The organism is Bacteroidota bacterium, from assembly GCA_038746285.1.
Classification (GTDB): Bacteria; Bacteroidota; Rhodothermia; order Rhodothermales; family JANQRZ01; genus JANQRZ01.
In genome coordinates this window covers 46,706-59,909 of record JBCDKT010000008.1, presented here as the reverse complement: position 1 = coordinate 59,909, position 13,204 = coordinate 46,706, and the positions used below count along the sequence as shown (strand labels likewise).

General features: G+C 69.0%; 13 protein-coding genes. 8 read left to right on the top strand and 5 right to left on the bottom strand.

Annotated elements, in window-relative coordinates; all coding sequences use genetic code 11:
- Positions 1-320: 320 nt before the first annotated feature.
- From AAGI91_04285 to AAGI91_04250, 8 genes are all read left to right on the top strand, one after another.
- Complete coding sequence (locus AAGI91_04285) at positions 321-3,011, top strand: Rne/Rng family ribonuclease (GenBank protein ID MEM1041828.1); 2,691 nt, start codon at positions 321-323, stop codon at positions 3,009-3,011.
- 62 nt (positions 3,012-3,073) lie between these two features.
- The gene (locus AAGI91_04280) at positions 3,074-3,364 is read left to right on the top strand and encodes a hypothetical protein (protein MEM1041827.1); all 291 of its coding nucleotides are present in this window, start codon (positions 3,074-3,076) and stop codon (positions 3,362-3,364) included.
- Between the two features lie 98 nt (positions 3,365-3,462).
- Entirely contained in the window at positions 3,463-4,245 is a 783-nt protein-coding gene (locus AAGI91_04275; protein MEM1041826.1) for an MBL fold metallo-hydrolase, read from the top strand.
- A gap of 85 nt (positions 4,246-4,330) precedes the next feature.
- On the top strand, positions 4,331-4,570 hold the full coding sequence (locus AAGI91_04270; protein MEM1041825.1) for a hypothetical protein: 240 nt from the start codon (positions 4,331-4,333) through the stop codon (positions 4,568-4,570).
- Positions 4,571-4,581: 11 nt separating this feature from the next.
- Positions 4,582-5,004, top strand: a complete 423-nt coding sequence (locus AAGI91_04265; protein ID MEM1041824.1) for a type II 3-dehydroquinate dehydratase — start codon at positions 4,582-4,584, stop codon at positions 5,002-5,004.
- 99 nt (positions 5,005-5,103) lie between these two features.
- A complete protein-coding gene (locus AAGI91_04260) occupies positions 5,104-5,610 on the top strand; it encodes a metal-dependent hydrolase (protein MEM1041823.1) in 507 nt (168 codons plus the stop codon).
- A 65-nt stretch (positions 5,611-5,675) separates the two neighbouring features.
- On the top strand, positions 5,676-5,903 hold the full coding sequence (locus AAGI91_04255; protein ID MEM1041822.1) for a DUF2281 domain-containing protein: 228 nt from the start codon (positions 5,676-5,678) through the stop codon (positions 5,901-5,903).
- Complete coding sequence (locus tag AAGI91_04250; protein ID MEM1041821.1) at positions 5,903-6,304, top strand: type II toxin-antitoxin system VapC family toxin; 402 nt, start codon at positions 5,903-5,905, stop codon at positions 6,302-6,304. The genes AAGI91_04255 and AAGI91_04250 overlap by 1 nt, the downstream gene beginning before the upstream one ends.
- Before the next feature lie 18 nt (positions 6,305-6,322).
- Here the strand turns inward: AAGI91_04250 and AAGI91_04245 are convergent, their stop codons facing one another.
- From AAGI91_04245 to AAGI91_04225, 5 genes are read right to left on the bottom strand one after another with little or no spacing between them, the layout of a single operon-like run.
- Positions 6,323-7,015 carry an ABC transporter ATP-binding protein gene (locus tag AAGI91_04245; GenBank protein ID MEM1041820.1) on the bottom strand — a complete coding sequence of 231 codons (693 nt, stop codon included), beginning with the start codon at positions 7,013-7,015 and terminating at the stop codon, positions 6,323-6,325.
- Positions 7,016-7,072: 57 nt separating this feature from the next.
- A complete protein-coding gene (locus tag AAGI91_04240; GenBank protein MEM1041819.1) occupies positions 7,073-7,861 on the bottom strand; it encodes a hypothetical protein in 789 nt (262 codons plus the stop codon).
- A gap of 26 nt (positions 7,862-7,887) precedes the next feature.
- A complete protein-coding gene (locus AAGI91_04235) occupies positions 7,888-8,160 on the bottom strand; it encodes a hypothetical protein (protein MEM1041818.1) in 273 nt (90 codons plus the stop codon).
- A 22-nt stretch (positions 8,161-8,182) separates the two neighbouring features.
- Positions 8,183-10,552 (bottom strand): ABC transporter permease, encoded by a 2,370-nt coding sequence (locus tag AAGI91_04230; protein MEM1041817.1) that lies wholly within the window; start codon positions 10,550-10,552, stop codon positions 8,183-8,185.
- A 13-nt stretch (positions 10,553-10,565) separates the two neighbouring features.
- A complete protein-coding gene (locus AAGI91_04225; GenBank protein ID MEM1041816.1) occupies positions 10,566-12,929 on the bottom strand; it encodes an ABC transporter permease in 2,364 nt (787 codons plus the stop codon).
- Positions 12,930-13,204 lie beyond the last annotated feature (275 nt).

Here is a 13,204-nt window from a genome sequence, read left to right as displayed (position 1 = left end):
CCGGATCGAGCTTCGCCCTGGCCTCCTGTGCAGCGCAGCGGCGGTCCCGTTTCCTCCTGCCTTGCCGACGCACCCTGTTTTGCTGACGCACCGCGCTTTCCTCGTTTTCGCACGCCTGGTCGAGGCCGCTGTTGCGGCACTCGGCGCGGGCCGTGTTCTGTGCCTTCGGCCGTTCCCCCAAGACTCGCTCCGCCCGCTCGCGGCGTCCCTAGCGACTGGACCGGAACGGCCCTGCTCTACAGGCCGGGACACGCCGCCGCGCCGCCGGGCGTCCGCCCGCCGTTCGGACCCTCCCGAGCGTGCGCCCTTACCCCCTTTGTATGTCCAAAGAGATCATCATCAACGTAGCCGGCGGTCAGTCTCGCATCGCCATTGTGGAAGACGGGGAGCTCGTTGAGCTCTACATAGAAAACCCCGAGAACGTCCGCACGATCGGTAACATCCACCTCGGACGCGTGCGCCGCATCCTGCCCGGCATCAAGGCGGCCTTCGTCGATATCGGCCAGAAGCAAGACGCGTTTCTCCACTTCTCGGACCTCTCGGACAACGTCCCGGCACTCCTCGAGCTCTCCGAGGGCACCGTCCCGGACTGGTCCACGAAGTCGCTCCCGAAGGCCCCGAAGCAGGACGAGGACGGCCCGGCCGAGCTGGAACTGGAGACCCCGGAGGAGCAGCGCGCCGCGCGCCGGCGCCGCGACCTGAAGCGCACCCGCGGCAAGAGCCGCCGCGGCCGGGGCCAGAAGAACGAGGAAACGTCAGAGGCCGCCGAGGCGACGACCGAGCAGCAGGAGCCGGCGGGCGAGAAGCAGGCGTCGGACCGCCGCGACCGGTCGGACGGTCGGGGCCGCCGAGGCCGAGGCCGGGGACGCCGCCAGCAGGCTGCGCCGCCGGAAGACAGCGCCGTGCCGGACGCCGCCCCCGAAATCCTCCCGCCCGACGCCGTTGCCGAGCCGCCGAGCCACGACGACGAAGCCGCCGAGCCGGAAGCCGAGGCGTCTGGCACCGGCGACGCGCCCTCAGCCGAGGACAGGCCCAAGCGGCGGCGCGGCCGGCGCGGCGGCCGAGGCCGGAACCGCCGCCGGAACGAGCAGCCGAGCGGCGAGCAGAACCAGGAGGAGCCCACGGCCGAAGCACCGACTGCCGAGGCAGCGCCTGCCGACGCTGAGACGCAAAAAGCAGACCCCGAGCCTACCCGGTCGCGCAGCCGCCGTGGCCGCTCCGGGCGGTCGGAGTCGTCCGAGGAACCGAAGGCGAAGGGCGGTGAGCGGGACGGCGAAACCTCACGGCCGTCGCCGGAGGCTTCGGCCGCGTCCGGGCAGGACACGCCCGAGCGCAAGCAGCCCAAAGCGGCCCGCGCCGAGGCCAAGCCGAAGGCGGAGGAAACCTCGTCCTCGCGGTTCGTCATCGACCTCACCTCGAAGCCCGGCCGGGTCAGCCGGGTCGAGGAAGAGGAGGAAGAGGAGCGCTCCTCGCGGCGTCGCGGCAGCCGGCGCGGCGGGCGGCGGCGCGGCCGAGGCCGGTCGGGACGGGGCTCGTCGGGCGAGAACGGCAAGAGCGCGAACAGCCGGGCGTCGAGCCGGGGCGGATCGAACCGGAACGGGTCGTCGAACCGCTCGTCCGGCCAGGGCTCGTCCGGCCAGGGCTCGTCGGGCCGCTCGGGCTCGTCTAGCCGCGGCGGCTCCTCGAACGGGTCGGAGGCCAGCGTGCGCCCGGAGAAGCACCTGAAGCAGGACCAGAAGCTCATCGTCAAGATCACCAAGGAGCCGATCTCCTCGAAGGGGCCGCGCGTCTCGACTGACGTGTCGCTCGCCGGCCGCTTCCTCGTCCTCATCCCGCAGGCGGACTACGTCGCGGTCTCGAAGAAGATCGAGTCCTCGAAGGAGCGGCGGCGGCTGCGCGCCCTCGCCCGGTCGCTCTTGCCCGAGAGCTTCGGGCTGATCGTCCGCACCGTCGCCGAGAACCGCGACGCGAAGGCGCTCAACACCGACCTCCGGCTGCTGCTCGACAAGTGGAAGAAGATCGAGAACCAGCTCAAGCAGAAGCCCAAGCCGCCGAAGGAGCTGCACGAGGACGTCAACATGGTCTCCTCGATCATCCGCGACCTCTTCTCGGACGACTACGACCGGATCGTGGTCGACGACCCGACGGTGCATCGCAACGTGAAGAACTACGTCCAGGCCGTGGCCCCGCAGATGGCCCCGCTCGTGAAGCTCCACAAGAGCAAGGAGCACGTCTTCCGCACCTACAAGATCGACCGCGACGTGCGCGCGGCCTTCGAGAGCCGGGTCTCGCTGCCGGGCGGCGGCTACCTCTTCATCGAGCACACCGAGGCGATGCACGTCGTGGACGTGAACTCGGGCCGCGCCGGGAAGGGGCTGAGCCAGGAGGAGAACGCGCTCCGCGTCAACCTCGAGTCCGCCCGCGCGATCGCCAAGCAGCTCCGCCTCCGCGACCTCGGCGGGATCATCTGCGTCGACTTCATTGACATGCGCAGCGACTCGGCCCGGCGCAAGCTCTACGACGAGCTGAAGAAGGAATTCCGCAAGGACCGCGCGGTGACGAAGCTGCTCCCGATGTCCGACTTCGGGGTCGTCCAGATCACACGCCAGCGCCTCCGCCCGAGCATCACGACGACGACCGACATAGACGACCTCCCAGAGCCGCTGCCCGAGCCGCCGAGCCAGGAGCAGCAGCACGAGCCGGCCGAGCGCGCGCCCGTCGCCGAGGCCGAGACGCTGACGGCCAGCGAGGTCGTCGAGCGGCTGGAGCAGTGGCTCGCCACCTACCGCGCCGAGGTGCAGGAGCAGCACCGCAAGCGCCCGATCCTCGTCCGCGTCCACCCGTTCCTCGCGGCGTACCTCCAGCGCGGCGTTCCAAGCGCCGTCACGCGCTGGCGCTTCCGCACCCGCCTCAAGCTCCGCCTCGACGTGGACGACCGCACCGACCCGCTCTCGTTCTCCGTCCGCGACGAGAAGTCCGGCAAGAACCTGACGAAGAAGTATTCCACGTGACGAATTGCGGGTGACGCATGAGAACCCCACGCGTCGTTCGTCACTCGTAGATCGCAACTCGAATGACGTCTGAGCAGATCGTCGAAGCGCTCGAAGCAGCCATTACCCAACTCGGCGTGGCGGTGCGGCGGGAGCGCGGCAGCTTCCGCGGCGGGCTGTGCACCGTCGGCGGCGAGCAGGTGGTCGTGCTCAACAAGCGGACCCCGGTCGAGGCCCACCTCGCGATCCTCGCCGACGCGCTCCGGCGGCTCCCGGCCGACGAGGTCTACCTCCGTCCCGCCGTGCGCGACGCCGTCGAGGCCGCCTGGGTGGCGCGCGATGCCGGCGTCGGCGCCGAGATCGAGGAGGAGTGATGGCGGATAGAGGATAGCAGATGGAGGATAGAACCGCAGACGGAGAGGCTACGAGCCATCCCCCATCCTCTACCGTCCATCCTCCACGCGCCCTGCGCGTGACCCTCCTCGGGACCGGTACCTCGACGGGCGTGCCGGTGATCGGCTGCGGCTGCCGCGTCTGCACCTCGGCCGACCCGCGCGACGCGCGGATGCGCTGCGCCGCCCACGTCGTCGCCGAGACCGAGCACGGGCCGGTTCACCTCCAGATCGACATCGGACCGGACTTCCGGCAGCAGGCGCTCCGCTTCGGGGTGTCGCGGGTGGACGCGCTGCTCTTCACCCACCACCACTTCGACCACGTCGTTGGCCTCGACGACCTCCGGCCGTTCTTCTTCGGCAACCGGGCCGCGGTCCCGGCCTACGCGAGCCCCGTGACGGCGGGCGTGCTGCGCGAGATGTTCCGCTACATCTTCGAGCGGACATATCCGGGTGCGTCGGTCCTCGACCTCCACGAGGCGGCCGGGCCGTTCACCGTGCCGAGCCGGTACGACGCCGAGGCCGCCGTCACCGTCGAGCCGCTCGAGGCCTTCCACGGCGACCTCCCCGTGCTCGGCTACCGCGTGGGCCGCTTCGCGTACCTGACCGACGTCAACCGCATTCCCGAGGCTACGTTCGAAAAGCTCGTCGCCCTTGACGTGCTCGTGCTCGACGGCCTCCGCCGCGAGCCGCACCCGACGCACTTTACGTTTGACGAGGCGGTCGCCGCCGCTCGGCGGATCGGGGCGCGGCAGACGTACTTTATCCACATGACCCACGGCGCGCTCCACGCCGAGATCGACGCCGAGCTGCCCGACGGCATCGCGCTCGGCTACGACGGATTAACCTTCAGCGTCGAATGACGAGGGACGAACGTCGAGTGGGTGCTACGAACGAACGCCACAGAACTTTCTCAGACACGCTGAACCGTTGAAAGCACTGCTTTCCGTGTGGCTCGTCGTCTCTGTTCTGCTCTTAGCGCTGACGGCATTCTCATTAGTTGACACAGAGGTGTCGATGAAGCACGGGTTCGAGGAGGTCGTTGCGATGGGCTACGAACATCCTCCGAACATCGATTGGCTTTTCAGCCTTCGCTTCGTCCTCCGCTCCTGCGCTGTGTACCTCGTGATCAACATCGTGGTGATCGGTTTGCTACTCGGGAGATCACTCGTCGCTCTTCGTTCGTAACTCGCAACTCAATGACCCTCCTCGTCCTCAGCGGCCCCAACCTGAACCTCCTCGGCCAGCGCGAGCCGGAGGTCTACGGCCCCGCGACGCTCGCCGACCTCGAGGCTGGCCTGCGGACTGCATTCCCCGACGTGGACTTTGCCTTCCAGCAGCACAACAGCGAAGGCGCGCTCATCGACGCGCTCCACCAGGCCGAGGCCGACGGCGTCGTCTTCAACCCCGGCGGCTACGCCCACACGAGCGTCGCCCTGCACGACGCGGTCCTCGCCATCGACACGCCGGTCGTGGAGGTGCACCTCTCGAACGTCCACGCCCGCGAGCCTTTCCGGCAGCGGCTCGTGATCGCGCCAGCGGCGGCGGGCGTGATCGCCGGGTTCGGCGCGGCGGGGTACCGGCTGGCGGTGCAGTATTTTCTGGACCGAGACGCTGGATAGGCCGGGACGTGGTGGCATTCCCGACGCGGGCGGACACGGAGGTCCACCCCCACGACTACCGACTTCTCGTCACTCGCAACTCGTCATCCGCACCGTGCGATGGCTGGATACAAAGGACACCTCGCGGGCGCGCTCGCCTTCTTCGGCGTCTACCTCGCCGGCCTCGCGTTCGTCTTCTCGGTCGACCAGGCGTACCGGCAGTTCAGCGGGCTGGAGCTGATCGGCGTGCCGGTCGTGCTGTGCGGGCTGACGCTGATGTTCGGGCTGTGGCCGGACGTGGACACCAACTCGAAGGGGCAGAATCTCTTCTACTCGATCTTCTTCGTCCTCGACGTGATCTTGATCGTCGGGCGGCGGTTCGAGTGGGCGGCCTACCTCGGTCTGTTCGCCATCCTGCCAGTCCTCGGCAAACACCGGGGGTGGACACACACGTACTGGGCGATGGCACTGATTCCCTCGCCGCTGCTGGTCCTGCCCTACCTGCTGTTTCCCGACCGTCCGTTCGCCGGACTGCCGTTCTACGGGGCGGCCGTCGTCGGCTACTTCTCGCACCTCTTCATGGACGGCCTCGTGATCCCGCTTCCGAGGCGCCGGGCCCGTCGGTAGCTCCGGGCCTTGCATGAACCCGGTATTCCCCGCGCCGTATACCGCAGACGCAACCCGAGGATACCATGCGGAAAGTCAAGCTGGACGAAGCTCAGGAGCGCCTCCCCGAACTGATCGAAGACGCTGCCAACGGCGAGGACATCGTCATCTCGCGCGGCGACGGAGCCGACGTGCGTCTCGTCCCGGTCGTGGAGCCGGAGCGCCGCCCACGGAAGGGCGGAAGCCTTCGAGGGCAGGTCTGGATGAGCGACGACTTCGACGAGCCGCTCGACGACTTTGTGCCCTACATGTGATGCGGGTGTTGATCGACACCCATGTCCTCCTCTGGTTTCTGACGGACCCTGATCGGTTGAGTCGCACGGCCTATGGACTCATCACGACACCGGAGAATGAGGTGCTGCTCAGCGTGGGTAGCCTGTGGGAGATCGCTATCAAGCTGAACGTCGGGAAGCTCACGCTGGAGGGACTGTTCGAGGAGGTCATCCCCTCGCAACTCGTGGAGGAGCGAATCGAGGTGCTTCCCACCGCGATGGACCACCTCGCAGTATTCGAGAAGCTACCGCTCTACCACCGCGACCCATTCGACCGTCTCCTCGTCGCGCAGGCGATGGCCGAGGGGATGCCCATCGTCACCCGCGACGCGGCCTTCGACCGATACGCCGTAGAAGTGCTGTGGGAGAAGGCGGAAGGCTGAGCCTCACCTGCGGCGCACTCAGCCCTCGGCGTGCGCGACCTGGCGGTCGGCCTCGACCCAGCCGTCGTGGAGTTCAATCGTGCGCGTGCCGTAGGCGGTCCAGCGCTCCGAGTGCGTCACCTGGATCACGGTCACGCCGTCGTCTTCGTTGAGCGTCCTGAACGCCTCCATCACCTCCTCGCCCTGCGAGCTGTGGAGGTTGCCCGTCGGCTCGTCGGCGAGGATCAGGCGAGGGCGGATGATGAGCGCGCGCGCCACCCCGACAAGCTGCTGCTGCCCGCCGGAGAGCTGGTGCGGGAAGAGATCGGCCTTCGCCACGATCCCGAAGCGGTCGAGCATCTCGGCGACGCGCGCCTGGCGCTCGGCCTTCGGCGTCTTGGTGTAGAGGAGCGGCGTCTCCAGGTTTTCGTAGACCGTCAGCTCGTCGATCAGGTGGTAGGCCTGGAAGACGAACCCGATGTGCTCGCGGTGGAGCGCGGTCCGCTTCTTCTCGCTGAGCTCGTGGACCGGCTCGCCCTCGAAGTGGTACGCCCCCTCGCTGGGCTCCTCCAGCATCCCGATGATGTTCATCAGCGTGGACTTGCCGGATCCGGACGGGCCCTGGACGGTGACGAACTCGCCCTCACTCACGGAGAGGTCCACGTTGCGGAGGACGTAGGTCTTCTGCTGGCCTTGCTTGTAAAACTTGCTGATGCCGCGTAGCTCGATCATGTCGGTTCTGGGTTTGGAGTGGGTAGAGAGTGGGCGGTGAGTAAGCAGTGGGCGGGGTCAGCCGCGCTCGATCCTGACGCCGCCGTTGGTGGTGACGGCGCGGACCGGTGGCCCGCCGTCACCGAGGGTGGTCCGCACGCGCCGTCCGACCTCGCCCTCGACCAGCACGGGAAAGCCGAGCCGCATGCGCCCGTTGACGGTTCCTGTTTCGAGATCGGCGGAGTAGCCGTCCGGCACGATCAGTTCGACGCCGCCGTTGGTCGTCCGGGCGTCGAGGCCGTCGCCGTCCCAGCGGGTGCCGGTGAGGCGGACCCGGAGCCCCCCGTTGGTGGTGCGGCCGCGCACGTCGCCGCCGAGGGCGTCGAGGGTGACGCCGCCGTTCTGCGTGTCGAACCGGATCGCGCCCCTGACGCCGGCGATGCGAATGCCGCCGTTCTTGGCTTCGAGGTCGAGGTTGGAGGCGCGCGGCACCCTGAGCCGGAAGCTGACGCTGACCCAGGCGTCGCGGCCTGACCTCGGCACGCGGCTCCTGATGGTCCCGTCGGTCTCGACCTCGGACGCCGCGACGAGGCGACGCACCTCGTCCCGGTCGTCGCCAACCGCCTGCACGCGCGCCAGCACCTGCACCTCGTCGCGGTCCCACGCTTCGACGCGGATGCCACCGTTCTTGCCAGCGTCCACCGAGAGCGTGCGGCGCGCCGCGAGCGTGAAGGTGCGGACCTCGCAGGCGCGCTCGGTAGCGTAGTTGCTGTCGTCCTCGGTGCACCACGAGTCGTCGGTGAGGGCGGTCTGCGCGGGTACCGGGGCGGCGAAGGCGAGGAGGAGGAAAAGCGAGAAGCGTTTCATGGCGAAGGGTCTCGGTTATGGAGAGCTTATTCGGGGACGGCGGTGTCCTGTTGCGCGCGCAGCCGGAACATCACCGGGACGCGCTCCGCTGTCGGCGTGCCGATCTGGACGAGGAGCCAGTCCTCGCCGTGACTCGCGATGAAGGCGCGCAGCGCCTCGGCGCGCGACGCGTTATCGTCCGGCCATTCCAGGGTCTCGACGCGGTACTGCACGCGCTGCTTCGCCCCGTCGATCACGACCTCGACGTCGATCGTGCGGGTCTGATCTATGGGGGGAATCGGGACGCAGAGCTGGCTCATCGGGCGGGTGGCTGGGGGTAGACTACTCGTAGCGGAGGGCCTGGACGGGATCGGTCGTAGCGGCGCGGTAGGCCTGCACCCCCACGGTTAGCGCGGCCAGCACGAGCGCGCCTGCGGCGGCGGCGAGGAACGGGAGCGGGCCGAGGTCGAGGCGGAAGGCGAAGGCCGAGAGCCACCGTTCGGCACCGAGCCAGGCCAGCGGCAGCGCGAGGGCGCACGCCGCGAGCACGAGCGCGAGGAAGTCGCGCGAGAGCAGGGCCACGACGCCCGCGACGCTCGCGCCGAGGACCTTCCGCACGCCGATCTCCTTGCGCCGCCGCTCGGCGGCGTGCGCCGCCAGGCCCAGCAGCCCGAGGCAGGCCACGAACGCGGCGATAGCCGCGAACACGTTCGAGAGCGTGGCGATGCGCTGCTCGGCCTCGTACATCTCGCCGAACTGCTCGTCGAGGAACTCGTAGGCGAACGGGGCGCCGGGGTTGAACGCGGCGGACGTGGCCTTCAGCGCGGCCAGCCCCTCGGCCGTCCGGCCCGGCTCTAGCCGCGCCAGCACCACGTCGAGTTCGCCCTCGGGCGGCTCCAGGAGGATCACGGTCGGCTCGATGGGGTCGTAGAGCGACTTCATGTGGAAGTCCTGCACGACACCCACGATCACCCCGTCGCGGCCCCACATCGCGAGCGACTCGCCGACGGGGTTCTCCATGCCCATCGTTGCAACCGCCGCCTCGTTCACGACGAAGTTGGCCGAGTCCGTTGCTACCGACGGCGCGTGCGCGCGGCCCGCCGCGAACTCCATCTGCATCGTCTCGGTGAAGTCAAACGCCGACAGGACGACGTGGAAGAGCACCTCGCTCTCGGGATCCTTCCCGTCCCAGACCGGGTCCGTCGTCGCACTGCCGACGTTGAGCGGGGAATCGCTCGCGGCCGTCACCGCTGCCACGCCGGGCGCGTCGAGGAGAGCCTGCTTGAACGCGTCGAAGCGGTCGGCGGCCTCGCCCTCCAGCGCGAAGCTGACCACGTTGCCACGGTCGAGCCCGAGGTGCTTGGACTGGATGTACCGGAGCTGGCCCGAGACCACGAACGTCCCGGCGATGAGCAGGATCGACGCGGCGAACTGCGCCACGACGAGCGCCCGCCGCAGCCCCGCGCCGCCTCGCGCCGATCCGCCGCCGCGGAGCACGCGCGCCGGCTGGTAGCCCGAGAGCACGAGCGCCGGGTAGCTCCCGGCCAGCAGTCCCGCACCCACGGCGACGGCCACGAACAGCGCCCACATCGGCGCAGGGACCGACCCGAGCGTGAGTGCCTTGCCCGCGACCTCGTTGAACGCCGGCAGCCCGGCCACGACGGCCGCCAGTGCCAGCCCGAGCGCCGCGAATGCCGTCAGCACCGCTTCGCTGAGAAACTGCCCGACGAGCCTGCCGCGCGAAGCCCCGAGCGACTTTCGTACGCCGATCTCGCGCGCCCGCTGCACGCTCCGCGCCGTGGTGAGGTTCATGAAGTTGACGCACGCGATCAGCACCAGCAGCAGCGCCACGACGCCGAAGATGCGCACGTACGTGATCCGTCCGCCCACCTGCTGTCCGTTCTCGAACGTGTCGCGCAGCCGCCAGTCTGTCGCTGGGTGGAGCGAGAGCCGGGTCGGAGTTGCCCCTTCGAAGTTCTCCATCACAATCCCGGCTAGTTTCTCCTCGGCCGTGGCCGGATCGGCACCGTCGCGGAGGCGGACGTAGAGCAGCGAGCCGCTGTTGCCCCAGTGGTCGAGCCACGGGTTGTCCTCGTAATAGTCGGCGAAGGGGAGGAGCCACTCGAACTGGACCGAGGAGTGCTCGGGGATGGGCGCGGCGACGCCCGTCACGCGGAAGTCGGCGCGGTCGTCCACACGGACGGTCTGGCCGAGCACGTCGGACGGGGCCTCGCCGGGGAAGAGCAGACCCGCAAGCCGCTCCGAGAGCACGATGCCGTCAGGGGCGTCGAGCGCTGTCGTCCGGTCGCCGGCGAGGAGCGGGAAGGTGAACATCTCCAGGAAGGCCGGCTCGGCCCAGCGTCCGTCCTCCCGGAACGCCTGCCCGTCACGTCCCAGCACGATCGTCTCCCGGTACGTCGTCATCTCGGCGTGCTCGATCTCGGGGACGCTCGCCTCCATCGCCGCCGCCGCCGGGTACGTGATCGACGTCGGCGAGGTCGTCTCGCCGTTCGAAAACGTAACGTGGCGGCGGACGGAAAACAGCTCCTCGGCGGCCTCGTGGAAGCGGTCATAGCGCAGCTCGTCCTGCATCCAGAGGAGGATGAAGAACGCGCCCGCGAGCCCGACGGCCAGCCCGACGACGTTGAGTGAGGCGTAGCCTTTCTGCTGCCGGAATTGACGGAGCGCGATGGCGAGGTAGTTCTTCAGCACAGCGGCGTGGGGTTTACTCGTAGCGGAGGGCCTTGACAGGATCGGTCGTGGCGGCGCGGAGGGCCTGCGTGCTGACGGTCGCGAGCGCGATCACGAACAGCAGCGCGCCCGCGATGAGGAAGGGCACCGGCCCGAGGCCGACGCGGTAGGCGAACCCGTCGAGCCACTGGCCGAGGGCGAACCACACCAGCGGCACGGCGAGCGCGAAGGCGACCGCGACGAGCACGACGAAGTCTCGGGCGAGCAGCAGCACGAGGTGCGGCACTGTCGCGCCGAGCACCTTGCGCACGCCGACCTCCTTGCGCCGCCGCTCGGCAGTGAACGAGGCCAACCCGAACAGCCCGAGGCAGGCCACGAAGATGGCGAGGAACGCGAAGATGCTCACGATCCGCCCGAGCTGCTCCTCGTTGCGGTAGAGCTGGTCGTACACGTCGTCGAGGAAGCGGTACGAGAACGGACGGTGCGCGGCGAACTGGCCCCAGACGGCTTCGAGGTGGTCCATCCCAGCGACCGTCTGGCCCGGCGCGAGGCGGACGGCGGCATGGCGGATATTGCTGGGGTCGTACCAGATGGCGAGTGGTTCGATGACCTCGTGCAGCGAGCGGAAGTGGAAGTCCTCGGCCACTCCGACGACCTCGCCCCAGCGGCTGTCCACCGCCACGCGCTGCCCGACGGCCTCAGCCGGGGTCCAGCCGAGCCGCTCGACTGCCGTTTCGTTGACGATGAAGCGGTAGTTGGCCGAGTCCGGCTCGGGAAGCGTAGCGGCGAAGCCTTGTCCAGCTACGAGGTTCAGCCCCAGCCCGTCGGTCACGGTTCCATCAGTCGGCAGGCCCTTGATGGGAAAGAAGTCGTCCTCGCCCATGCCCTCGGTGCGGAAGCCGGAGGTCCAGCCGAGTTGGCCCGGAATCTGGTTGATGCCGGCGATGGCTGTGACCGACGGATGCCGGGCGATCTCCTCTTTCATGGCAGCATACTGCTCCTGGAGAATCGAGTCCGAGAGCGGGAGCACGACGAGGTGCTCCTTGTCGAACCCGAGGGTCTGCTCGCCGAGGAACCGGAGCTGGCTCACCACCACAAGCGTGCCCGCGATGAGGAACGCCGAGATCCCGAACTGGAGCACGACGAGACCTCTCCGCAGCCACGACGAGCCGGGCGAGGTCGCGCCCCGCCCGCGCAGCACGCGCGCCGGCTGGAAGCCCGAGAGGTAGAGCGCCGGGTAGCTCCCCGCCACCACGGTCACCACGACGAAGATGCCGAGGATGAGCGCGACGATCCCCGGCTCGGCGAGCGTCCCGAACGAGAGCGCTTTGCCGCTGAGGTCGTTGAACCACGGCAGCCCGGTCCCGACGAGCCCGAGGGCGAGCCCCAGTCCGCCGAGTGTGAGCAGCGCCGACTCGCTGTAGAACTGCCCGACGAGTTGCCCCCGGAGCGCGCCGAGCGACTTGCGCAGCCCGACCTCTTTTGCCCGTTGCCCCGCCCGCGCGGTGGCGAGGTTCATGTAGTTGATGCACGCAATGAGGAGGATCAGCAGTGCCACCGTCGTCAACCCGATCACGTAGGCGATGTCACCCGTCCCGTCGAAGGCGTACTCCGCCTCGGAGCGGAGGTGGAGGTCCGTCACGGGCACGGCCATGAGCGGCCACGGCTCCTGCCCGGCCTCCTCCATGCGGGCCAAAAGCGCGTCGATCTGCCCCTGCAACGCCTCGCCCGCCGCCGCGTCCCGCGTGCGGACGTAGGTGTAGAAGTTCGCCGCCGACCAGACGCCGTGCCGGACCCACGTCAGCGACGAGAACGAGCCGAGGAAGTCGAACTGGTAGTGCGAGTTGGCCGGCACGTCCGCCATCACACCCGTCACCTCGTACTGCTGGTCGTTGTTGTACAGGAGCGTCTGGCCGATGGGGTCGGCGTTGCCGAAGTACCGCTCGGCCGTGGAGGCCGTGAGCACGACCGTGTAGGGCCGGTCGAGGGCCGTCGCGGGGTCGCCCGCGAGGAGGTCGTGGGTGAAGACATCGAAGAACGTCGAATCGGCGAAGAAGAACGCGTCTTCTTCGAACGCCTGGTCCCCGGCGCGGATCACGCCGCCACCAGGCGTGCCCCGTACGAAGGCCTCAACGCTCGGCAGTTCGCGCTCCAGGAGAGGCCCGACAAGGGCTGGCGTGAGCGCGATCTCGCGGTCGCGCTCGGCGAAGTTGGCGTGGATGCGGAAGAGCGCCTCGGGCTCTTCGTGGAAGCGGTCGTAGCTCAGCTCGTCATGGACGAAAAGCAGCAGGAACAGGCAACACGCCACACCGACAGCGAGGCCGACTACGTTGAGCGCGGCGTAGCCAGGTTGGCGGCGGAGGTTGCGGAGGGCAATGCGGACGTAGCTGCGGAGCATGACGGCACGAAGATGGACGTAGCCTCCCGTTGCACAAGCCATATGCCACCGGGTCCCGCCTAGCTCACATCGCAGCGTCAGCAGCGCGGAGGCCGCCTCGACCGGCCGCGCACTGTGCGCCAGCGCCCACCCGATGGGCACCAGCGCACACCGGACACGGTCGGGGGCGGCTTCGCGGCGAAGCGCCGAGGCAGAGAGCGGTGCTAGATTGGCGGACCGTCGCCTCCGTCCGGCGCGTGCCGCCTCGGCCTTCAACCCCCCTTCCGTCGTTCGAC